Source organism: Cupriavidus sp. P-10 (assembly GCF_003402535.2).
Classification (GTDB): domain Bacteria; phylum Pseudomonadota; class Gammaproteobacteria; order Burkholderiales; family Burkholderiaceae; genus Cupriavidus.
Genome location: NZ_AP025170.1, coordinates 2,627,574 through 2,647,172 on the forward strand (window position 1 = coordinate 2,627,574; position 19,599 = coordinate 2,647,172).

Sequence of the window (19,599 nt, forward strand, 5' to 3'; positions counted from 1 at the left end):
CGGACAGACGGCGCCGGCAATGGCTGGCAGGGTTATGAACCAGAATCTGAGAGGTACACCTGATATGGAAAATCGCGTCACCAAGGCCGTCTTCCCGGTCGCGGGCCTGGGCACCCGCTTCCTGCCAGCCACCAAGGCCAGCCCGAAGGAAATGCTGCCGGTGGTGGACAAGCCGCTGATCCAGTACGCCGTGGAAGAAGCCATGGCCGCCGGCATTACCGAGATGATCTTCGTCACCGGCCGCTCCAAGCGCGCCATCGAGGACCATTTCGACAAGGCCTTCGAGCTGGAAGTCGAGCTGGAAGCCAAGAACAAGCAGGCCCTGCTGGACGTGGTGCGCTCGATCAAGCCCGCCAACGTGGAGTGCTACTACGTGCGCCAGCCCGAGGCACTGGGCCTGGGCCACGCGGTGCTGTGCGCCGCCAAGCTGGTCGGCGACACCCCGTTCGCGATCATGCTGGCCGACGACCTGATCGACGGCAGCCCGCCGGTGATGAAGCAGATGGTGGATACCTACAACCACTACAACTGCTCGGTGCTGGGCGTCGAGGAAATCTCGCCGGAACAGAGCCGCTCCTACGGCGTGGTCGATGGCCGCGAGTGGGAACCGGGCGTGATCAAGGTGTCGAACATCGTTGAGAAGCCGGCGCCGGAAGACGCCCCGTCCAACCTGGGCGTGGTCGGCCGCTACATCCTGACGCCGCGCATCTTCGACCACCTGCGCGAGCTGAAGCCCGGCGCGGGCGGCGAGTTCCAGCTGACCGACGCGATCCAGTCGCTGCTCAATCAGGAACAGGTACTGGCGTACCGCTACCAGGGCCGCCGCTATGACTGCGGCAGCAAGCTGGGCTACCTGAAGGCGACCGTCGAGTTTGCGCTGAAGCACCCGGAAGTGGGCGCGGAGTTCAGCGCGTACCTGGAGTCGCGCGAGCACCTGACGCGACCGAACAGCTGAGCGATCGCTCCGCCCAAAACGAAAAAAGCCGCTTCGAGCGGCTTTTTCTTTGTTTTTCTTCGATCAGCGGCGCCGCATGTAGAACACGAACACCTTGTCGACTTCCGAATGCGACAGCAGCTCGTTGCCGGTCTGCTTGGCAAAGGCCTGGAAATCGCGCGTCGCGCCGGGATCGGTCGCCAGCACTTTCAGCACTTCGCCGCTGGCCATGTCGGCCAGCGCCTTCTTGGTGCGCAGGATCGGCAGCGGGCAGTTCAGGCCGCGCGCATCCACTTCTTTCTGGAACTCCATTCGTCTCTTCCTTCGGTTTCTGGGACTGTTACCAGCGGTATTGTAGCGAAGCCCCGACCTGGCTGAAGTCATGCGGGCGGCGCGGGTCGGGGATGTCCTCGCCGGTCTGCCGGTCGAAGAAGCGCACCGGGTAGCCGCGCGCGGCCAGCCAGTCGGCAACGGCGAAGCCGGTGCCTGCCGACCACACGCGCACGTCCTCGGGCGCCACCAGCTTGTATTCGGCCAGTTCCTCGGACAGTTCGACGGTGCCGGTCGCCTTCACGTGGTAGGCGATGATCAGCTCGTTCTTGCGCATGAACTCGTAGACGCCGATCAGCGAGACCGACTCGGTATCGAGGTTGGTCTCCTCCTTCAGCTCGCGCGCGACGCCCAGTTCGGGCGGCTCGTCGCGCTCCAGGAACCCCGTCACCAGCGCAAACATCTTCTCCGGCCAGGCAGCATTGCGCGCCAGCAGCAGCTTGTTCTCATACTCGACAACCGCGGCCAGCACCGGCAGCGGGTTGTTCCAGTGCACGAAGCCGCATTCATGCTGCACGCAGGCGTGGCGTTCGCGCCCGGACAGCGGCAGCACCTCGAGCGGCGCGCCGCACTGCGGGCAGAATCGGTATTGCATTTGGGGGCTCCTGTAGGTGTCTCGTTATCAGTATGATCGCGCTGCCGCGTTCAGGCACCCGTTCCGGCACCGCAGGCCGCGCGCATGTCGGCGGCCAGCGCCTCCACCGTCTGCGGCTGCAGGTCCCACGAACACATGAAGCGGCAGCCGCCGGCGCCGATGAAGGTATAGAAGCGCCAGCCTTTGGCGCGCAGTGCCTCGATCGCCGGCAGCGGCAGCTCGGCAAAGACGGCGTTGGACTGCGTCGGGAACATGATGCGCACGCCGGGGATGTCGGCAATGCGCTGCTGCAGCAACTGCGCCATCGCATTGGCATGGCGCGCGTTGGCCAGCCACACATCGTTTTCGAGCAGTCCCAGCCACGGCGCCGAGATAAACCGCATCTTCGACGCCAGCTGCCCGGCCTGCTTGACGCGGTAGGCAAAATCCTCGGCCAGGCGGCGGTCGAAGAACACCACCGCCTCGCCCACCGGCAAGCCGTTCTTGGTGCCGCCGAAGCACAGCACGTCGACGCCGGCACGCCAGGTGATCTCGGACGGATGCACGCCCAGCGACGCCACCGCGTTGGCAAAGCGCGCGCCGTCCATATGCACGCGCAGCTGCCGGCGCTTGGCGATGGCGGCGATCGCGCGCACCTCTTCCACGCTGTACACCGTGCCGACCTCGGTCGACTGCGTCAGCGACACCACCTTGGGCTTGGGGTAATGGATATCGGAGCGGCGCGTCACCAGCGCCTCGATCGCATCGGGCGTGAGCTTGCCGTTCTCGCCCGGGGCGGTCAGCAACTTGGAGCCGTTGGAGAAGAACTCCGGGCCGCCGCACTCGTCGGTCTCGATATGCGCCAGCTCGTGGCAGATCACAGAGTGGTACGACTGGCACAGCGCCGACAGCGCCAGCGAGTTGGCCGCCGTGCCGTTGAACACGAAGAACACCTCGCAATCGGTCTGGAACAGGTCGCGGATACGGTCGCAGACCTTCTGTGTCCAGCTGTCGTCGCCATAGGCCTGTTCGTGGCCGCTGGCATTGGCTTCCAGGAAATACTTGAGCGATTCCGGGCAGAAGCCGGCGTAGTTGTCAGAGGCGAAGTGCTGCATGGTGTTCAGTCAGGACGGCGAGCGAGGACGGCCAGGGAGGACTCGGCGGATTACTCTCGGCGGACTACTTCTTGTCGGCCCAGAGTTCGCCGCCGGTGGCCCAGTTCTCGCGCTTGACGTCGGTGATGATGATGTCGACGGCCGAAGCCGAGCAGCCCAGCGTCTCGCAGGTAACGCGCGTCACTTCCTCGACGAACTTGCGCTTCTGATCGATGGTACGGCCTTCAAACATTTCGACGTGGAAAGTCGGCATGCAATGCTCCTTGTGATGATTGGTATTCTGGAAAGTCGCCAGGGAACGTGGAAATCAGTCCCGGTAGGAAGGATCGATTCTATCGAGTTTGCGCAGCAGCGCGGGCCACTCCATCACGCCCTCGACCGCGCCGTTGTCGAACAGTTGCCCGGATGTCCTGTGCGCGACCGCCTCATCCGGCTGCACCAGCGCGCCGCCCGCCTGCGCGGCGATCTGGATCTCGCAGGCCTTGATCAGCGTCGCCATCAGCACGTAGGCCTCGGCCACGGTGCGGCCGGCCGTCAGCGTGCCGTGGTTGCGCAACAGCATGGCCGGGTGCTCGCCCAACGACGTGGTCAGACGCCCGCCTTCGGCCGGGCTGAAGGCCAGACCCTCGTAGTCGTGATACGCGATGCGGCCGTAAAAGCGCATCGCGTGCTGCGACAGCGGCAGCAGGCCGGCGGCCTGCGCCGACACCGCGATACCGGCGGTGTTATGCAAGTGCATCACGCACATCGCGTCGGGGCGGGCCGCGTGCACGGCGGCATGCAGCGCGAAGCCGGTGACGTTGACCGGGTGGACCGTCTCCCCGACGACCTCGCCGCGGCCGTTGATCTTGACCAGGTCGCTGGCGCGGATCTCGTCGAAGGCGAAGCCGAACGGGTTGATCAGGAAGTGGTCGGGCTCACCGGGCACGGTGGCCGAGATATGGGTGTAGATCAGGTCATCCCAGCCCTCGCGCGCGGCCAGCCGGTAGGCCGCGGCAAGGTCGACGCGCACACGCTGCTCTTCGGCGGAGGCAGGCTGCGGGGAGGCGCCCGCGGCACGCGCGGGCTGCAAGGCAAAAGACATGGGGCTCGCTCCTGCGCCGCCCGGTCTCGCGTGCCGGGGTCGGCCCCGGCCTTCTGTGCTGCGCCACCGGCTGCGGCGCACGCGCGGCAGCCGCGATGCGTGGCGCGTCAGGCGGCAAAGGCAATATCGTAGCGCACCTTCACGATCCGCTCCGTGCGGGCGCCAGCGGCCAGGCGCGGCGCATCCAGGCGAACACCAGCGCGCCCACCAGCAGCGACGCCGCCGCGCACGACAGCGAGCTGGCGAAGCCGCCCGTGCGCGCCACCAGCGCGGTCGCCAGCGGCGGCCCGGCGATCTGGCCGAGGCCGTACGACGCGGTCATCAGCCCCATCAGCCGCGGCGCGTGCGGACCCCACAGGCGCCGGGCCTCGCGCATGGCGAACGCCACCAGCGCGGTGAACGGCAGGCCGGTCAGCAGGCTGCTCAGCGCAAACCCCGCCACCGTCGGCCACAGCACCGCAATCCCCACACCCAGCGCCTGCATGCCGTACGCATACGCCAGCAGCTTGCGGCTGTCGTGCGCCATGCTCACCCGCGTCGCCAGCAAGGCGCCCACCGCTACGCCGGCGCCGAAGATCGGCCAGAACAAGTCGGCCCAGACCGTGCCCGGCAGCGCCTCGCGCGCGATCACCGGCAGGAAGGTGGCGGTGATGATGTAGCCAAAACCGGCCAGGCCGTAGGCCAGAGTCAGGGCCCAGGTCTGGGCGTCAAGCCGCGCGCCGGCGCCGGCCGGCTGCGCGGCGTCAGGCGCCTGGCTGGCGTCCGCGGCCATCGGCCTGGCCGCGAAGATGCGCCACACCAGCGCCACCAGCACCGCGGCCAGCACGGTGAAGGCCAGCCAGCCATGGTCGGCATGCCAGCCCGCGCCGACCATGCCGGAGGCACCCAGGCCCGTGGCGACGATGCCCAGCCCCGGCCCGCAGAAGATCAGCCCGCCCAGTTCCGGCTTGCCCAGTTCGGCCAGCCGCTGCAGGCACCAGCCGGCGGTATAGACCAGCACCACGGCGCTGGCCACGCCGGCGGCGAAGCGCCACAGCGACCACGCCGGCATGCCGCCCGGCAGCGCCATTCCCAGCGTCAGCAGCACCGTCGCCACCAGGCCCCAGCGCACCATGCGCACGGCGTCCGGGCGGATAAACATGCACAGCGCGGCGCCAAGGAAATAGCCGATGTAGTTGACCGTCGCCAGCCACCCTCCCTGATGCAGGTCGACGATGCCGTCGTGCAGCATCATCGGCAGCAAGGGGGTAAAGGCGAAGCGGCCGACCCCCATCACCACCGCCAGCGACACCAGTCCGGCCAGCGCCACCGCCACCGGGCCGGCCTGGCGCAGGTCGGGCCGCGTGGCGGGCTGCGGACTGGCGGCGTCGGCGGCGGCCTGGTCGGGATCGAGGCTGTGGAGCTTGGACATTGACTCTGGCTGTGTGGGGCAGCGGTTGCATTGCAGTCTCTGTATGCTACGCTGGGCAAACCATCCCGAAAAATGAATTATCAAGATGCAATGCATCCTGAGTCGAGATGGATCCTGGATTCACGTTCCGGAGCCGGTGCCATGGACCTTGCAGCACTTGAAATCTTCCGTGCCGTCGTCGAAGCCGGCGGCATCACCCGCGCGGCCGAGCGGCTGCACCGGGTGCAATCCAACGTCACCACGCGCATCCGCCAGCTGGAGCAGTCGCTCGGTGTCGAGCTGTTCGTGCGCGATGGCCGGCGCATGGTGCTGACGCCGGCGGGACAGACGCTGTTCGACTACGCCTGCCGCATCCTGCAGCTGACCGAAGAAGCGCGCCAGGCCGTGCTGCCGGCACGTCCCAGTGGCCGCCTGCGCATCGCCTCGATGGAAAGCACCGCCGCCAGCAGGTTGCCCAATGTGCTGGCGGCGTATCACCAGGCGTGGCCCGAGGTGCAGCTGGAACTGGTAACGCTGGCGACGCGGCAGGCGCTCGATGCGCTGGCGCGCTTCGAGGTCGATTGCGCCTTTGTCGCCGAGCCGCTTGCCGAGCCGGGACTGGCGGCCATTCCCGCCTTCGAGGAAGAACTGGTGGTGATCGCGCGGGCGGGCCATCGCCCGATCCACTCCTCCGCCGACCTCGAAGTGCCGACGCTGCTGGCGTTCGAGCCCGGCTGCAACTACCGCGCGCGGGTCGAGGCCTGGTATGCCGGCGGCGACTCGGCGCCGCCGCCGCGCGTGCTGGAGCTGGGCTCCTACCATGCCATCGTCGCCTGCGCGGCGGCCGGCATCGGCGCCGCGATCGTGCCGCGTTCGGTGCTGGGCCTGTACCGGGACCTGCCCGCCATCAGCCAGCACAGCCTGGGGCTTGCGGGCCGCGTGCGCACCATGCTGGCCTGGCATCCGGCCATGGCCGGCGCCGCGCTGCATGCCCTGGTCGATATGCTGCGGGCGCACGCGCCCGGGCCGCAGGGCGAGGCCGAACTCGTCGCCGCCTGAACGACGGCCGGCGGCGGCCGGCTGTCGCAGCATGCATCCGGCATGCATTGCCGGCATGCAAGATGTGGCCGGTGGCCTACACTGAAAGTGGCGCCACCCCGGCACCTTGCGTGCCCCGCCCTTGCGATGAAACCTGCCACCGCGTCCATGCGGGCGATTCGGCTGCTGGCCGGCCTGGTGCTGGCATGCAGCGCTGCACTGGCCATCGGCTTCGCTGCCCTGCATGCCCGCGCCGCACCCGCGTCCGCCCCCGCCTCCGCGCCTGCCGCCACGGCCACCGCGCCGGTCTACGTGATCCCGCTCAAGGGCGCGGTCAGCCCGGCCAGCGCCAGCTTTATCCTGCGCAGCATGGCGCGCGCCCGCGAAGCCGGCGCGCAACTGGTGGTGCTGGAAATGGACACGCCGGGCGGGCTCGACGCATCGATGCGCGAGATCATCCAGGCCATCCTGGCCTCGCCGGTCCCGGTGGCCACCTATGTCTATCCGGGCGGCGCCCGCGCGGCCAGCGCGGGCACCTACATCCTCTACGCCAGCCACGTCGCGGCGATGGCGCCGGGTACCAACCTGGGCGCGGCCAGCCCGGTGCAGATCGGCATCGGCGGGCCACAGAAGCCGGACGCCCTGCCGGGCGCGACGCCGGCCTCGTCTCCCGCCAGCGAACCGGCCGCGGCCGACACCATGGCCCGCAAGCAGATGCACGATGCCTCGGCCTATATCCGCGGCCTGGCCCAGTTGCGCGGGCGCAATGCCGAATGGGCCGAGCGCGCCGTGCGCGAAGCCGTCAGCCTGTCGGCCGACGAAGCCCTGGCCCAGAAGGTGATCGACGTGGTCGCGCCAGACCTGCCGGCGCTGCTGCGCCAGGTCGAAGGCCGCAAGCTGGCCACCGCCGGCGGCAAGACCAGCGAACTGCGCACGCGCGATGCCCCGGTGGTGACGCTGGAACCTGACTGGCGCAACCGCTTCCTGGCCGTGATCACCGAGCCCAGCGTGGCGCTGATGCTGATGATGATCGGCATCTACGCGCTGATCTTCGAGTTCTCCACTCCGGGCATGGTGGTGCCCGGCATCGTCGGCGCGATCTGCCTGCTGCTGGCGTTGTTCGCGCTGCATATGCTGCCGGTCAACTACGCCGGGCTGGCGCTGGTGGTGCTGGGTATCGGCTGCATGGTGGCGGAGCTGTTCCTGCCGACCTTCGGCGCGCTCGGCGTGGGCGGCATCATCGCCTTTGCCTTCGGCGCGGTGATGCTGATCGACACCGACGTGCCGGGCTTCGGCGTGCCGCTGTCGATGGTGGCGGCGCTGTCGGCGATGTCCGCGTTCTTCGTATTCGGCATGTCGGCGCTGCTGGTGCGCTCGCGCAGGCGGCCGGTGGTCAGCGGCGCCGACACGCTGGTCGGCAGCCGCGGCGAACTGCTCGACGACCTGCGCGATGAAGGCTGGGCCATGGTGCGCGGCGAGAACTGGCGCGTGCGCAGCGCCAGCCCGCTGGCGCGCGGCACGCCGGTGGTGGTCACCGCGCGCCACGGCCTGCTGCTCGACGTGATCCCCGCCGGTAGCGCCCCGCCCTGCTCAACGACTCCACCCCAACCGACTCCAGACAAGGGAGCCTGACCATGGCATTCGGAATCAGCTTCGGCGGTTTCATCTTCCTGCTGGCACTGCTCGTCATCATGTCGTTCCGCGTGCTGCGCGAGTACGAACGCGGCGTGGTGTTCATGCTCGGACGCTTCTGGCGGGTCAAGGGTCCGGGACTGGTGCTGCTCATCCCGGCCGTGCAGCAGATGGTGCGGGTGGACCTGCGCACGGTGGTGATGGATGTGCCGCCACAAGACGTCATCTCGCGCGACAACGTCTCGGTCAAGGTAAATGCGGTGGTGTACTTCCGCGTGGTGGACCCGGAACGCGCCATCATCCAGGTCGCTAACTTTCTCGAAGCCACCAGCCAGCTGGCGCAGACCACGCTGCGCTCGGTCTTGGGCAAGCACGAACTGGATGAAATGCTGGCCGAGCGCGAGAAGCTGAACCTCGACATCCAGCAAGCGCTGGACGCGCAGACCGACGGTTGGGGCATCAAGGTTTCAAACGTCGAGATCAAGCATGTCGACCTGAACGAGACCATGATTCGCGCGATTGCGCGGCAGGCCGAGGCGGAACGCGAGCGGCGCGCCAAGGTGATCCATGCCGAGGGCGAACTGCAGGCTTCGGTGAAGCTGCTCGAAGCCGCCCAGATGCTGGCGCGCGAGCCGCAGGCCATGCAGCTGCGCTACCTGCAAACCTTGACGCAGATCGCCGGCGACAAGAGTTCGACCATCGTTTTTCCGCTGCCGATCGACATTCTCACCCGGCTGGCCGGCAAGCCGACCAGCGGCGAGGATCGCCCATAGAAAATGGCGCCGAAGCGCCATTGAGGGAGTGCTGTTGGCGGGGGTTGCCCCCCCTCAGCCGATCAGACCTTGCCCGCCACCCACTCGCTGACACCCGCCAGCGCCTGCGGCAGCTTGGCCGGCTCGGTGCCGCCAGCCTGCGCCATGTCCGGACGGCCGCCGCCCTTGCCACCCACCTGCTGGGCGACAAAGTTGACCAGTTCGCCGGCCTTGACCTTGCCGGTCGCATCGGCGGTCACACCGGCGATCAGGCTGACCTTGCCGTCGGCCACGGCCGCCAGCACGATGGCCGCGCTCTGCAGCTTGTCCTTGAGCTTGTCCATGGTCTCGCGCAGCGTCTTGACGTCGGCGCCGTCGAGCTGGGCAGCCAGCACCTTCAGGCCCTTCACGTCGACTGCCTGCGCCGCCAGCTCATCGCCCTGCGACGCCGCCAGCTTGCTCTTCAGGCGCTCCAGCTCCTTCTCCAGCGCGCGTACCTGCTCCTGCACCTGGCCGATACGCGGCACCAGTTCGGACGGCTGCGCCTTCAGCACGGCAGCGGCTTCGTTCAGCTTGGCATCGAGGCTCTGCAGGTAGTGCAGAGCGTTATCGCCGGTGATCGCTTCCACGCGGCGGATGCCGGCAGCGACGCCGCCTTCCACCACGATCTTGAACAGGCCGATATCGCCGGTGCGGTGCACGTGGGTGCCGCCGCACAGTTCCTTCGAGGTGCCGATCGACAGTACGCGCACGTCGTCGGCGTACTTCTCGCCGAACAGCGCCATCGCGCCGCTCTTGACGGCATCGTCGAACGGCATGATTTCGGCGTGCGTATCGTCGTTGCGCAGGATCTCGGCGTTGACGATCTCTTCCACCCGGCGGATCTGGTCTTCCGTCAGCGCGGCGTTGTGCGAGAAGTCAAAGCGGGTCTTGTCCGCATCCACCAGCGAGCCCTTCTGCTGCACGTGCGTGCCCAGCACCTCGCGCAGCGCCTTGTGCATCAGGTGGGTGGCCGAGTGGTTACGCACGGTGCGCGCGCGGCGCTGCGCGTCGACCTGCGCCGACACGGCGTCGCCCACCTTCAGCGCGCCGCCTTCCAGCGTGCCCTGGTGGCCGAACACGTCGGCCTGGACCTTGGTGGTGTCGGCAACCACGAATGCAGCATTGCCGGCCTTCAGCACGCCCTGGTCGCCAGCCTGGCCGCCCGACTCGGCGTAGAACGGCGTGTTGTCCAGCACCACCACGCCGGTCTGGCCGGGCTGCATGGCATCGACCGACGCGCCATCCACATACAGCGCGGTGACCTTGGCCTGCGGCAGCTCCAGCTTTTCGTAACCGTGGAACACGGTCTTGTCGCCCGTGTACTCCAGGCCGGCGGCCATCTTGAACTTGCCGGCGGCGCGAGCCTGCTCGCGCTGGCGGTTCATGGCGGCGTCGAAGGCGGCCTCGTCCACCGCGATTTCCTGCTCGCGGCACACGTCCTGCGTCAGGTCCAGCGGGAAGCCGAAGGTGTCGTGCAGCTTGAACGCCAGTTCGCCGTCCAGCGTCTTGCCGCCCTTGAGCTTCAGGTCGGCCAGCGCGGCGTCCAGGATCGACATGCCGTTCTCGATGGTCTCGAAGAAGCGTTCTTCCTCGGCCTTCAGCACTTCGACCACGCGCGACTGGGCTTCGGCCAGTTCCGGATAGGCTTCGCCCATCTGCGCGACCAGGTCCGGCACCAGCTTGTGAAAGAACGGGGTCTTCTGGCCCAGCTTGTAGCCGTGGCGGATGGCGCGGCGCACGATGCGGCGCAGCACGTAGCCGCGGCCTTCGTTGCCGGGGATCACGCCGTCGACGATCAGGAACGAGCACGCGCGGATATGGTCGGCGATGACCTTCAGCGAGTTCTGGTTCAGGTTGTCGATATGGGTCTCGCGCGCGGCGGCCTTGATCAGTGCCTGGAACAGGTCGATCTCATAGTTGCTGTGCACGTGCTGCAGCACCGCGGCAATCCGCTCCAGGCCCATGCCGGTGTCCACGCACGGCTTGGGCAGCGGCGTCATGTTGCCCTGCTCGTCGCGGTTGAACTGCATGAACACCAGGTTCCAGATCTCGATGTAGCGGTCGCCGTCTTCCTCCGGCGATCCCGGCGGGCCGCCCCACACGTCCGGGCCGTGGTCGTAGAAGATTTCCGAGCACGGGCCGCACGGGCCGGTATCGGCCATCTGCCAGAAGTTGTCCGAGGCGTAGCGCGCGCCCTTGTTGTCGCCGATGCGCACGATGCGATCGGTCGGCACACCCACTTCCTTGGCCCAGATGTCGTAGGCTTCGTCGTCTTCCGCGTAGACCGTCACCCACAGCTTCTCGGCCGGCAACTGGTAAGTCTTGGTCAGCAGTTCCCAGGCGTACTGGATGGCTTCGCGCTTGAAGTAGTCGCCAAACGAGAAATTGCCCAGCATTTCGAAGAACGTGTGGTGGCGCGCGGTGTAGCCCACGTTCTCCAGGTCATTGTGCTTGCCGCCGGCGCGCACCGAACGCTGCGACGAGGTCGCGCGGGTGTACGGGCGCTTGTCGGTGCCCAGGAACACGTCCTTGAACTGCACCATGCCGGAATTGGTGAACAGCAGCGTCGGGTCGTTCGCCGGCACCAGGCTGGACGAGCGGACCACGGTATGGCCCTTCGATTCGAAGAACTGCAGGAACTTGCTGCGAATGTCTGAGACTTTCATGGGATGGCGGACGCTTGCCGCTGCGTGGCAGGGCGCGACGAATGATGTTGGATTTGCAAACCGTTGATTATACGGGCAAGCCAGCCCGCAAGGCACACCGGGCGCGGCGTCACGGGACCGGCCGGCTATCGCCCAAATCGAACACCAATAAGAGCCTCATGAATCACCCCTCACCCCGCCTTGCCGGTCCCGGGTGGTAGAGTGCAGGCAACCCGCGCCGGCCCCCACGCGATGCAGCGCCGACAGCCGGATTTCCGATTCTTCCCCCAGCATTTCTCAGCCTTCGCCTATCGCCATGGGAGCTTTAAGCCATCTCCGCGTCCTCGACCTGACCCGCGTCCTCGCCGGGCCATGGTGCGCCCAGAACCTAGCCGACTTCGGCGCCGATGTGATCAAGATCGAGCGCCCCGGCGCCGGCGACGACACCCGCACCTGGGGCCCGCCCTGGCTCAAGGACGAAGACGGCCGCGACACCGCCGAGGCCGCCTACTACCTGGCCGCCAACCGCAACAAGCGCTCGGTCACCTGCGACATCAGCACGCCCGAAGGCCAGCAGATCGTGCGCGACCTGGCCGCGCAGAGCGACGTGGTGCTGGAGAACTACAAGGTCGGCCAGCTGAAGAAATATGGCCTGGACTACGACTCCCTGAAGCAGGTCAAGCCCGACCTGATCTACTGCTCGGTCACCGGATTCGGCCAGACCGGCCCGTACGCCGCGCGCCCCGGCTATGACTTCATCATCCAGGGCATGGGCGGCTTCATGAGCCTGACCGGCGAGCGCGACGACCTGCCCGGCGGCGGCCCGCAAAAGGCCGGTGTGGCCATCTCCGACCTGATGACCGGCCAGTACGCCACCATTGCCGTGCTGGCGGCGCTGGCGCACCGCGACCGCACCGGCGAGGGCCAGTACATCGACATGGCGCTGCTCGACGTGCAAGTGGCGATGCTGGCCAACATGAACACCAATTACCTGGCCAGCAGCGAGGCGCCGCGCCGCTGGGGCAACGCGCATCCGAACATCGTTCCCTACCAGACCTTCCAGGCGGCAGACGGCTGGCTGATCGTGGCGGTAGGCAATGACGGGCAGTTCCGCAAGTTCGTCACCGACGGCGGCAAGCCCGAGCTGGCCGACGACCCGCGCTTTGCCAGGAACCCGCAGCGCGTCGCCAACCGCGACATCCTGGTCCCTATCCTGGCCGAGATGGTGCGCCCGCGCACCCGGGCCCAGTGGATCCGCGACCTGGAAGCCGCGGGCGTGCCGTGCGGCCCGATCAACACGCTCGACGACGTGTTCGAGGACGACCAGGTCAAGGCGCGCGGCCTGCGCGTGGACCTGCCGCACCCGAGTGCCGGCGAGGTCAAGCTGGTCGGCAGCCCGATCAAGATGAGCGCAACGCCGCCGCAGGCGCTGCGCCACCCGCCGCTGCTGGGCGAGCACACCGACACGGTGCTGGCCGACGCGCTCGGCTACAGCGCCGAGCAGATTGCGGCACTGCGCGCAAAGGGTGTGCTGTAAGATTCTCCTCCTGCCGGCGGCGGCCGGATGGTCCAGGCGCGCCGCCGGTGCTTTCCCGGAAGTTCAGTCCCCACTGAAGCACTTTCGACGGACCGGCGCGCCAGCGCGGGCCCGCGCAAAGCAAAGGAGAACCCATGCTGACCGATGCCATCCTGGCCTTCCTGCATTTCCTTGCGATCTTTGTCCTGATCACGCTGATGGCCGCCGAGGCCGTGGTGCTGCGCCCCGACCTGACTCCAGCCACGGTGCGGCGCCTGTCGCTGTACGACCTGTTCTATTTCCTGTCCGCGATGGTGGTGCTTGGCACCGGCCTGCTGCGCCTGTTCTACGGCGCCAAGGGCCTTGATTTCTACCTGCACAACCCGTGGTTCCACGCCAAGGTGGGCCTGTTCGTGCTGATCGCGCTGTGCTCGCTGCCGCCGACCTTTGCCATCTCGCGCTGGCGCAAGCAGGCGCGCCGGCTGCCCGATTACGTGCCGCCGCCGTCCGAGATCAAGGCGGCGCGGCGCTGGGTCATGATCGAATCGCACCTGGTGATCCTGCTGCCGCTGTGCGCCGTGATGATGGCGCGCGGCATCGGGGCCCGATGAGTTGCCTTGAGAATTTCAATCCTTCCGTAGTCCAGACATGCTGAAGAAACTGCTTGCCGCCGCGCTGACCGCGGCGCTGCTGCCCGCCACCGCCGCCGTGGCGGCGACCAACGCCTACCCCACCAAACCGGTCCGCTTCGTGGTTCCCTACCCGGCTGGCGGGCCGCTCGACACCGTGGCGCGCGCCATCGGCGAGAAGCTGCGCGACAGCCTCGGCCAGCCGGTGGTGGTGGAAAACAAGCCGGGTGCCGGCGGCAACCTGGGCGCGGACTACGTCGCCAAGCAGCCGGCCGACGGCTACACCATCGTCATGGGCGCGGTGGCCACGCATGCCATCAACCCGACGCTGTTCAGCAAGATGCCCTACGACCCGGTGAAGGACTTCGCGCCGATCACGCTGGTCGCCGACGTGCCCAACGTGCTGGTGATGCACCCGGGCAAGGCCGCGGAACTGCATATCAACAATGTGCGCGACCTGGTCGCCTATGCGCGCAAGAACCCGGGCAGGCTGGATTACGCCTCGGGCGGCAACGGCAGCGCCGGTCACCTGTCGGGCGAGCTGTTCAAGAGCATGGCGAAAATCAGCATGGTCCATATCCCGTACAACGGCGCGTCGCCCGCGCAGTTGTCGGTACTGTCGGGCCAGACCGACCTGATCTTCGACAACCTGGCTTCGGCGTCGGCCAATATCAAGGCGGGCAAGCTCAAGGCCTTCGCCGTGACCACCGCCAGCCGCGCGGCGGCGTTCCCCGAGCTGCCGGCCATTGCCGAGGCCGGCAAGGGGCTGGGGCTGGAAGGCTTCGATATCTCGACGTGGTTCGGCGTGTTCGCGCCGGCCAATACGCCGCGCGAGATCGTGGACAAGCTGAACCACGAGATCGTGGCGATCCTGAAGACGGATGACATGAAGGCACGCCTGGCCCGCATCGGCGCCCAGCCCGCGCCGACCACGCCGGAGCAGTTCGCGGCGTTGATCCAGAAGGAACTGAAGAAGTACGCGCAGATCGTGAAGGTGTCAGGGGCGAAGGTCGACTGAAGACAGGCGCTCGCAGCCCCAACGGTTTTCGGGTGCTCCCAAGCCGCGCGAGCTAGCCAAAGCAAGGTGTTCTCCCTCTCCCGCGGGCGGGAGAGGAGAGAAAACCGGAACAATTACACGCGATCGCGGCTCTCGTCGCCCCTGCGCCGCCGCACCCACAGTTTCCCGCCGGAATCCCCCTCCAGCCGCGGCAGCAGCAATCCCACCTGCACGATCTCCGCTCCCTCCATCCGCGTTACCGTCAGCGGCACCCCGGCGATCTCGACGCTGTCGCCTTCCACCGGCGGCGACGTGAACACGCGCTGCATCGCCGTTTCCAGCGTCAGCGGTGCTTCCTCGGGCGTCAGTTCGCGCGTGCCATAGAGCGCCGCCACGTCCCGCAGCGGCGCATCGCCTGACAGCAGGAAATCGTGCGACACCTCTTCCCAGGTAGGCGCCCGGCCCGGGGTCTGGAACAGCGCCGACAGCATCGGCAATGTGGTGGTCGGCGCCAGCACGCAGACCGCGTCGCCGGCGCGCAAGACGGTCTGGCCCGGGTCGGCCAGCGCGTCGTCGCGCGCCACGGTCAGCAGGCGGCTGCGCGGCGGCAGCTCGAGCTGGTCGGCGCGTACGTTTTCCACGGGCGCATTCGGGCCCACGCAGAACTGCATGACTTCCAGGATCGGCGCAAGCGTGCCGCGCAGCCGCGAACGCGCCACCGGTTCCGGATAACCGGGCCGGCGCACGCGCGCCAGCCGCGCCGCGACCGAAACGGTAGTGCCCTGGAACAGCAGGCTGGCCAGCACCACGGCAAAGGCAATGCGGAACAGCAGGCCTGCCTCGGGCACCTCGCGCAGCAGCGGGAACAGCGCCAGCACGATCGGCACGGCGCCGCGCAAGCCCATCCACGCGATAAAGCCCTTTTCGCGCGAATTGAAGCGGAACGGCAGCAGCGCGATCCATACTGCCACCGGCCGCGCCACCAGCATCAGGAAGGCGGCGACCGCCACCGCGGGCCCGGCCACTTCCCAGATCCGGTGCGGCGCTACCAGCAGGCCCAGCAGCAGGAACATCGCCGACTGCGCCAGCCAGGCCATGCCGTCCATCGCGCGCATGGTGTCGGCGGTGACCGCGCGCTCGCGGTTGCCGATCAGCATGCCGGTCAGGTACACCGCCAGAAAGCCGCTGCCACCGGCGGTCTGCACCAGCGCGAACACCATCGCCCCGCCCGCGCACAGCAGGATCGCCTGCAGCCCTTCGGCCACGTGGATGCGCTCCAGCACAAGGGCCAGGCAGTATCCCAGCCCCAGCCCGAGCGCGCCGCCCACCCCGAACTGCACCAGCAGCCGCGTCGCCAGCCCCAGCGGCGTCAGCCCGCCGGGGGCGGTCAGCCATTCGATCAGCGTCAGCGTCAGGAAGATCGCCATCGGGTCGTTGATGCCGGACTCGATCTCCAGCACGCTGGCGACCCGGTCCTTGAGCCGGATGCCGCTGCTGTGCAGCATCGAGAAGACCGCGGCCGCATCGGTCGAGCCGACGATGGCGCCAAGCAGCAGCCCGAGCCGCCAGTCGATACCGAGCAGCCATGACGCAAACACGCCCACCAGCGCGGCCGTGGCCAGCACGCCCACGGTCGCCAGCGACAGCGACGGCTTGAGCGCGACCCGGAAGGTCGCAAAGCGCGTACGCAGGCCGCCGTCGAGCAGGATTACCGCCAGCGCCAGGTTGCCGACCAGGAAACTGAGCCAGGTGTCGTTGAAGCGGATGCCGCCGGGGCCGTCCACGCCGGCCAGCATGCCGACGGCCAGGAACACGAGCAGGAACGGCACGCCGAAGCGTGCCGAGAACGCCCCCAGCACGATGCCGAGCGACATCACGATGCCGCCGATCAGGATGACGTGGTCGATGCTCTCCAAGCTGCTCCTTGCGTCACGTTGAGGTTCCTTGCCGCAACCTTTCAAACCTTACAGGGCTTTCAGGCCGGCGACCCCGCGAGAGGCCGCTTCAGGATGCGCGAACTGCACCGGATGATAGCGCAGCACGCCTGCCGCCTCGCCCGCCAGCCCGCCTCCAGACTGGATTTGCGGAATGCGCCAGTGCCCTTTTAAGCGCCATCTCACTAGGGGATACCCGAACCATGACCCTGTTTGCAGACATCTGAAAGGTAGCTGAAAGGTCGCCCCCTTAACTTCCACCCTGCCCCGCAGGAGGGCCCTTCGCTGCAGACCGCATTGATGCGATGCAACAAAGGGTCAACCGCAGATTTCAAGCGTCTTAACGAGGAGATTCACTTTGCGCATACGTAGCCAAAAGGACTTTGCCTCCGGCCTGATGTTCATCCTGGTCGGATTCGGCTTTTCCTGGGTCGCCCGCGGCTATTCCATGGGAACCGCCGCAAAAATGGGACCGGGATACTTCCCGTTCTGGCTCGGCATCGTGCTCGCCCTGCTGGGCGTGCTGGTGCTGGCAGGCTCGCTGTCTTCCAAGATGGAAGAGGATCAGCTGGCCCGCTGGGATATCAAGACGCTGCTGTGGATCCTCGGCTCGGTGGTGCTGTTCGGCCTGCTGCTCAAGCCGCTGGGCATGGTGCTGTCGGTGCTGGTGCTGGTACTGGTGTCGTCAATGGCCAGCCACGAGTTCAGCTGGAAGGGTGCCATCCTGAACGCCATCATCCTGGTGCTGATCAGCCTGGGCGCGTTCGTGTACGGGATCAACCTGCAGATGCCGGTGTGGCCGGCTTTCCTGGCAAGCTAAGGAGCCCGCCAACATGGAACTACTCACTAACCTGGGCCTGGGCTTCTCCACCGCCCTGACCTTCCAGAACCTGGCCTACGCCTTCCTGGGCTGCGTGCTGGGTACCCTGATCGGCGTGCTGCCGGGACTGGGGCCGCTGGCGACCATCGCCATGCTGCTGCCGGTGACCTACACGCTGCCGCCGGTGGCCGCGCTGATCATGCTGGCCGGCATCTACTACGGCGCCCAGTACGGCGGTTCGACCACCGCCATTCTGGTGAACCTGCCGGGTGAATCGTCGTCGGTGGTGACAACCATCGATGGCTACCAGATGGCAAGACGAGGGCGAGCGGGGGTGGCGCTAGCGACAGCGGGCCTGGGCTCGTTCTTCGCTGGCTGCGTGGCCACCATGATCCTGGCCGCCTTTGCCGCGCCGCTGTCGGAACTGGCCTTCAAGTTCGGCCCGGCCGAGTACTTCTCGCTGATGGTGCTGGGCCTGATCGGGGCCGTGGTGCTGGCCTCGGGTTCGCTGGTCAAGGCGATCGCCATGATCGTGCTGGGCCTGCTGCTGGGCCTGGTGGGTACCGACGTGAACTCGGGCGCCGCGCGCTTCTCGTTCGACGTGCCGGAACTGACCGACGGCCTGAACTTCGTCTCGGTGGCAATGGGTATCTTCGGCTTTGCTGAAATCATCGCCAACCTGGAGCAGAAGGAGCAGCGCGAGACCTTCACTGACCACATCACCAACCTGTTCCCGACCAAGGAAGACTTCAAGCGCATGATCCCGGCTGTGCTCCGTGGCACGGCACTGGGCTCGGCGCTGGGTATCCTGCCGGGCGGCGGCGCCTCGCTGGCTTCGTTCGCTGCGTACTCGCTGGAGAAGAAGACCTCCAAGTACCCGCAGGAATTCGGCAAGGGCGCCATCGAAGGCGTGGCGGGTCCGGAATCGGCCAACAACGCAGCCTCGCAGACCTCGTTCATCCCGCTGCTGACGCTGGGCATTCCGCCCAACGCGGTGATGGCGCTGATGGTGGGTGCGATGACCATCCACAACATCCAGCCCGGCCCGCAGGTGATGACCAGCAACCCGGCGCTGTTCTGGGGCCTGATCGCCTCGATGTGGATCGGCAACCTGATGCTGATCGTGCTGAACCTGCCGCTGATCGGCATCTGGGTGAAGCTGCTGAAGGTGCCTTACCGCTACCTGTACCCGGCCATCCTGACCTTCTGCTGCATCGGCGTGTACTCGGTCCAGAACACCACCTTCGACGTGTTCCAGACCGCCGCCTTCGGCGTGATCGGCTACCTGTTCATCAAGCTGCGCTGCGAACCCGCTCCGCTGCTGCTCGGCTTCGTGCTGGGACCGATGATGGAAGAAAACTTCCGCCGCTCGCTGCTGCTGTCGCGTGGTGACTTCAGCGTGTTCGTGACGCGCCCGCTGTCGATGGGCCTGCTGATCGCCGCTGCGGTGCTGGTGGTGATCGTGGCGCTGCCGTCGATCAAGGCCAAGCGCGAAGAAGCGTTCCAGGAAGAATAAGCTGGACTTGCCGCCGGCCTGCGGGCCGGCCCGCAATGCAACACTGGGGGCACCGCAAGGTGCCCTTTTTTTGTTGCCGGAATTGACGCAACGACCCGCCTCCGCCGGGCCCGCCGCGACCTATAGTATTAGCACTCGGACAACTGTCGCGATGAGCGCGTCGGAGGTTGACATCATGACCATGGCTAATACGCTGGCGAAATGCCTGAGCAACAAGCACAGCCAGTTCGACACCGTTAGGCACCCCTACAGCCTGAGCAGCATGGCCACTGCACACGCTGCACACATTCCCGGAGACCGGCTGGCCAAGACCGTCCTGCTGGAAGACGACAGCGGCTACGTCGCCGCGGTGATCCCTTCCACGCACCACCTGAAACTGTCGGAAATCCGCGAGCAGACCGGACGCAACCTGTCGCTGGCGCATGAGGATGGCGTGCGCGAAGTGTTCAGGGACTGCGATCACGGCGCGATCCCGCCCGTCGGCATGGCGTATGGCACGCAGACCTGGCTGGACGACAGCCTGCTGACGCATGCCGATGTCTATTTCGAAGCGGGCGACCACCAGGAACTGGTGCACATGAGCACCGACGAGTTCATGTCGCTGATGGTCGATGCAAAGCGCGGACACTTTGCGCACAGGATGATGTAGGG

At 67.1% G+C, this 19,599-nt stretch carries 18 protein-coding genes; 10 read left to right on the forward strand and 8 right to left on the reverse strand.

Annotated features, from left to right (window positions below):
- Positions 1 to 64: 64 nt before the first annotated feature.
- Complete coding sequence (galU, locus tag CTP10_RS12090) at positions 65 to 955, forward strand: UTP--glucose-1-phosphate uridylyltransferase GalU (protein WP_116320849.1); 891 nt, start codon at positions 65 to 67, stop codon at positions 953 to 955.
- A gap of 63 nt (positions 956 to 1,018) precedes the next feature.
- Here galU and CTP10_RS12095 read toward each other — a convergent pair whose 3' ends face one another.
- The 6 genes from CTP10_RS12095 to CTP10_RS12120 all read right to left on the reverse strand — a co-directional run bounded on the left by CTP10_RS12095 (position 1,019) and on the right by CTP10_RS12120 (position 5,448).
- The gene (locus tag CTP10_RS12095; protein WP_029045528.1) at positions 1,019 to 1,246 is read right to left on the reverse strand and encodes a sulfurtransferase TusA family protein; all 228 of its coding nucleotides are present in this window, start codon (positions 1,244 to 1,246) and stop codon (positions 1,019 to 1,021) included.
- Between the two features lie 28 nt (positions 1,247 to 1,274).
- Complete coding sequence (locus CTP10_RS12100; protein ID WP_116320848.1) at positions 1,275 to 1,859, reverse strand: NUDIX domain-containing protein; 585 nt, start codon at positions 1,857 to 1,859, stop codon at positions 1,275 to 1,277.
- Between the two features lie 50 nt (positions 1,860 to 1,909).
- Complete coding sequence (locus CTP10_RS12105; protein ID WP_116320847.1) at positions 1,910 to 2,953, reverse strand: threonine aldolase family protein; 1,044 nt, start codon at positions 2,951 to 2,953, stop codon at positions 1,910 to 1,912.
- A 64-nt stretch (positions 2,954 to 3,017) separates the two neighbouring features.
- Entirely contained in the window at positions 3,018 to 3,206 is a 189-nt protein-coding gene (locus CTP10_RS12110) for a 4-oxalocrotonate tautomerase (protein WP_029045525.1), read from the reverse strand.
- A gap of 54 nt (positions 3,207 to 3,260) precedes the next feature.
- Positions 3,261 to 4,037 (reverse strand): class II aldolase/adducin family protein, encoded by a 777-nt coding sequence (locus CTP10_RS12115; protein ID WP_116320846.1) that lies wholly within the window; start codon positions 4,035 to 4,037, stop codon positions 3,261 to 3,263.
- 139 nt (positions 4,038 to 4,176) lie between these two features.
- Positions 4,177 to 5,448, reverse strand: a complete 1,272-nt coding sequence (locus tag CTP10_RS12120; protein WP_116320845.1) for a YbfB/YjiJ family MFS transporter — start codon at positions 5,446 to 5,448, stop codon at positions 4,177 to 4,179.
- 141 nt (positions 5,449 to 5,589) lie between these two features.
- On the opposite strand from CTP10_RS12120, the gene CTP10_RS12125 reads away from it, so the two are divergent.
- The 3 genes from CTP10_RS12125 to CTP10_RS12135 all read left to right on the forward strand — a co-directional run bounded on the left by CTP10_RS12125 (position 5,590) and on the right by CTP10_RS12135 (position 8,870).
- Entirely contained in the window at positions 5,590 to 6,486 is an 897-nt protein-coding gene (locus CTP10_RS12125) for a LysR family transcriptional regulator (protein ID WP_116320844.1), read from the forward strand.
- Between the two features lie 126 nt (positions 6,487 to 6,612).
- Positions 6,613 to 8,097: an NfeD family protein gene (locus CTP10_RS12130; RefSeq protein WP_116320843.1), complete on the forward strand. Its 1,485-nt coding sequence runs from the start codon at positions 6,613 to 6,615 to the stop codon at positions 8,095 to 8,097.
- A 2-nt stretch (positions 8,098 to 8,099) separates the two neighbouring features.
- On the forward strand, positions 8,100 to 8,870 hold the full coding sequence (locus CTP10_RS12135) for a slipin family protein (RefSeq protein WP_116320842.1): 771 nt from the start codon (positions 8,100 to 8,102) through the stop codon (positions 8,868 to 8,870).
- Between the two features lie 62 nt (positions 8,871 to 8,932).
- Here CTP10_RS12135 and alaS read toward each other — a convergent pair whose 3' ends face one another.
- Positions 8,933 to 11,557, reverse strand: coding sequence for an alanine--tRNA ligase (gene alaS / locus CTP10_RS12140; protein ID WP_116320841.1), 2,625 nt, complete (start codon positions 11,555 to 11,557; stop codon positions 8,933 to 8,935).
- A gap of 295 nt (positions 11,558 to 11,852) precedes the next feature.
- Between alaS and CTP10_RS12145 the strand changes: the two genes are divergently transcribed.
- From CTP10_RS12145 to CTP10_RS12155, 3 genes are all read left to right on the forward strand, one after another.
- Positions 11,853 to 13,073, forward strand: a complete 1,221-nt coding sequence (locus CTP10_RS12145; RefSeq protein WP_116320840.1) for a CaiB/BaiF CoA transferase family protein — start codon at positions 11,853 to 11,855, stop codon at positions 13,071 to 13,073.
- A 134-nt stretch (positions 13,074 to 13,207) separates the two neighbouring features.
- Positions 13,208 to 13,663, forward strand: a complete 456-nt coding sequence (locus CTP10_RS12150; RefSeq protein ID WP_116320839.1) for a DUF2214 family protein — start codon at positions 13,208 to 13,210, stop codon at positions 13,661 to 13,663.
- Positions 13,664 to 13,700: 37 nt separating this feature from the next.
- On the forward strand, positions 13,701 to 14,699 hold the full coding sequence (locus tag CTP10_RS12155) for a tripartite tricarboxylate transporter substrate binding protein (protein ID WP_116320838.1): 999 nt from the start codon (positions 13,701 to 13,703) through the stop codon (positions 14,697 to 14,699).
- Positions 14,700 to 14,812: 113 nt separating this feature from the next.
- Here CTP10_RS12155 and CTP10_RS12160 read toward each other — a convergent pair whose 3' ends face one another.
- A complete protein-coding gene (locus tag CTP10_RS12160) occupies positions 14,813 to 16,594 on the reverse strand; it encodes a potassium/proton antiporter (RefSeq protein ID WP_116320837.1) in 1,782 nt (593 codons plus the stop codon).
- Between the two features lie 376 nt (positions 16,595 to 16,970).
- Between CTP10_RS12160 and CTP10_RS12165 the strand changes: the two genes are divergently transcribed.
- The 3 genes from CTP10_RS12165 to CTP10_RS12175 all read left to right on the forward strand — a co-directional run bounded on the left by CTP10_RS12165 (position 16,971) and on the right by CTP10_RS12175 (position 19,597).
- Positions 16,971 to 17,432, forward strand: coding sequence for a tripartite tricarboxylate transporter TctB family protein (locus CTP10_RS12165; RefSeq protein WP_116320836.1), 462 nt, complete (start codon positions 16,971 to 16,973; stop codon positions 17,430 to 17,432).
- 13 nt (positions 17,433 to 17,445) lie between these two features.
- Entirely contained in the window at positions 17,446 to 18,948 is a 1,503-nt protein-coding gene (locus CTP10_RS12170) for a tripartite tricarboxylate transporter permease (RefSeq protein ID WP_116320835.1), read from the forward strand.
- Positions 18,949 to 19,123: 175 nt separating this feature from the next.
- Complete coding sequence (locus tag CTP10_RS12175; RefSeq protein ID WP_116320922.1) at positions 19,124 to 19,597, forward strand: aminoacyl-tRNA deacylase; 474 nt, start codon at positions 19,124 to 19,126, stop codon at positions 19,595 to 19,597.
- The last annotated feature ends 2 nt before the right edge of the window (positions 19,598 to 19,599 follow it).

Coding starts and splice junctions, on each gene's coding strand:
- CTP10_RS12175 (WP_116320922.1), top strand. CDS start 19,124: ATGACCATGGCTAATACGCTGGCGAAATGCCTGAGCAACAAGCACAGC.
- CTP10_RS12095 (WP_029045528.1), bottom strand. CDS start 1,246: ATGGAGTTCCAGAAAGAAGTGGATGCGCGCGGCCTGAACTGCCCGCTG.
- CTP10_RS12145 (WP_116320840.1), top strand. CDS start 11,853: ATGGGAGCTTTAAGCCATCTCCGCGTCCTCGACCTGACCCGCGTCCTC.
- CTP10_RS12105 (WP_116320847.1), bottom strand. CDS start 2,953: ATGCAGCACTTCGCCTCTGACAACTACGCCGGCTTCTGCCCGGAATCG.
- CTP10_RS12110 (WP_029045525.1), bottom strand. CDS start 3,206: ATGCCGACTTTCCACGTCGAAATGTTTGAAGGCCGTACCATCGATCAG.
- galU (WP_116320849.1), top strand. CDS start 65: ATGGAAAATCGCGTCACCAAGGCCGTCTTCCCGGTCGCGGGCCTGGGC.
- CTP10_RS12120 (WP_116320845.1), bottom strand. CDS start 5,448: ATGTCCAAGCTCCACAGCCTCGATCCCGACCAGGCCGCCGCCGACGCC.
- CTP10_RS12155 (WP_116320838.1), top strand. CDS start 13,701: ATGCTGAAGAAACTGCTTGCCGCCGCGCTGACCGCGGCGCTGCTGCCC.
- CTP10_RS12135 (WP_116320842.1), top strand. CDS start 8,100: ATGGCATTCGGAATCAGCTTCGGCGGTTTCATCTTCCTGCTGGCACTG.
- CTP10_RS12125 (WP_116320844.1), top strand. CDS start 5,590: ATGGACCTTGCAGCACTTGAAATCTTCCGTGCCGTCGTCGAAGCCGGC.
- CTP10_RS12100 (WP_116320848.1), bottom strand. CDS start 1,859: ATGCAATACCGATTCTGCCCGCAGTGCGGCGCGCCGCTCGAGGTGCTG.
- CTP10_RS12115 (WP_116320846.1), bottom strand. CDS start 4,037: ATGTCTTTTGCCTTGCAGCCCGCGCGTGCCGCGGGCGCCTCCCCGCAG.
- CTP10_RS12150 (WP_116320839.1), top strand. CDS start 13,208: ATGCTGACCGATGCCATCCTGGCCTTCCTGCATTTCCTTGCGATCTTT.
- alaS (WP_116320841.1), bottom strand. CDS start 11,557: ATGAAAGTCTCAGACATTCGCAGCAAGTTCCTGCAGTTCTTCGAATCG.
- CTP10_RS12170 (WP_116320835.1), top strand. CDS start 17,446: ATGGAACTACTCACTAACCTGGGCCTGGGCTTCTCCACCGCCCTGACC.
- CTP10_RS12130 (WP_116320843.1), top strand. CDS start 6,613: ATGAAACCTGCCACCGCGTCCATGCGGGCGATTCGGCTGCTGGCCGGC.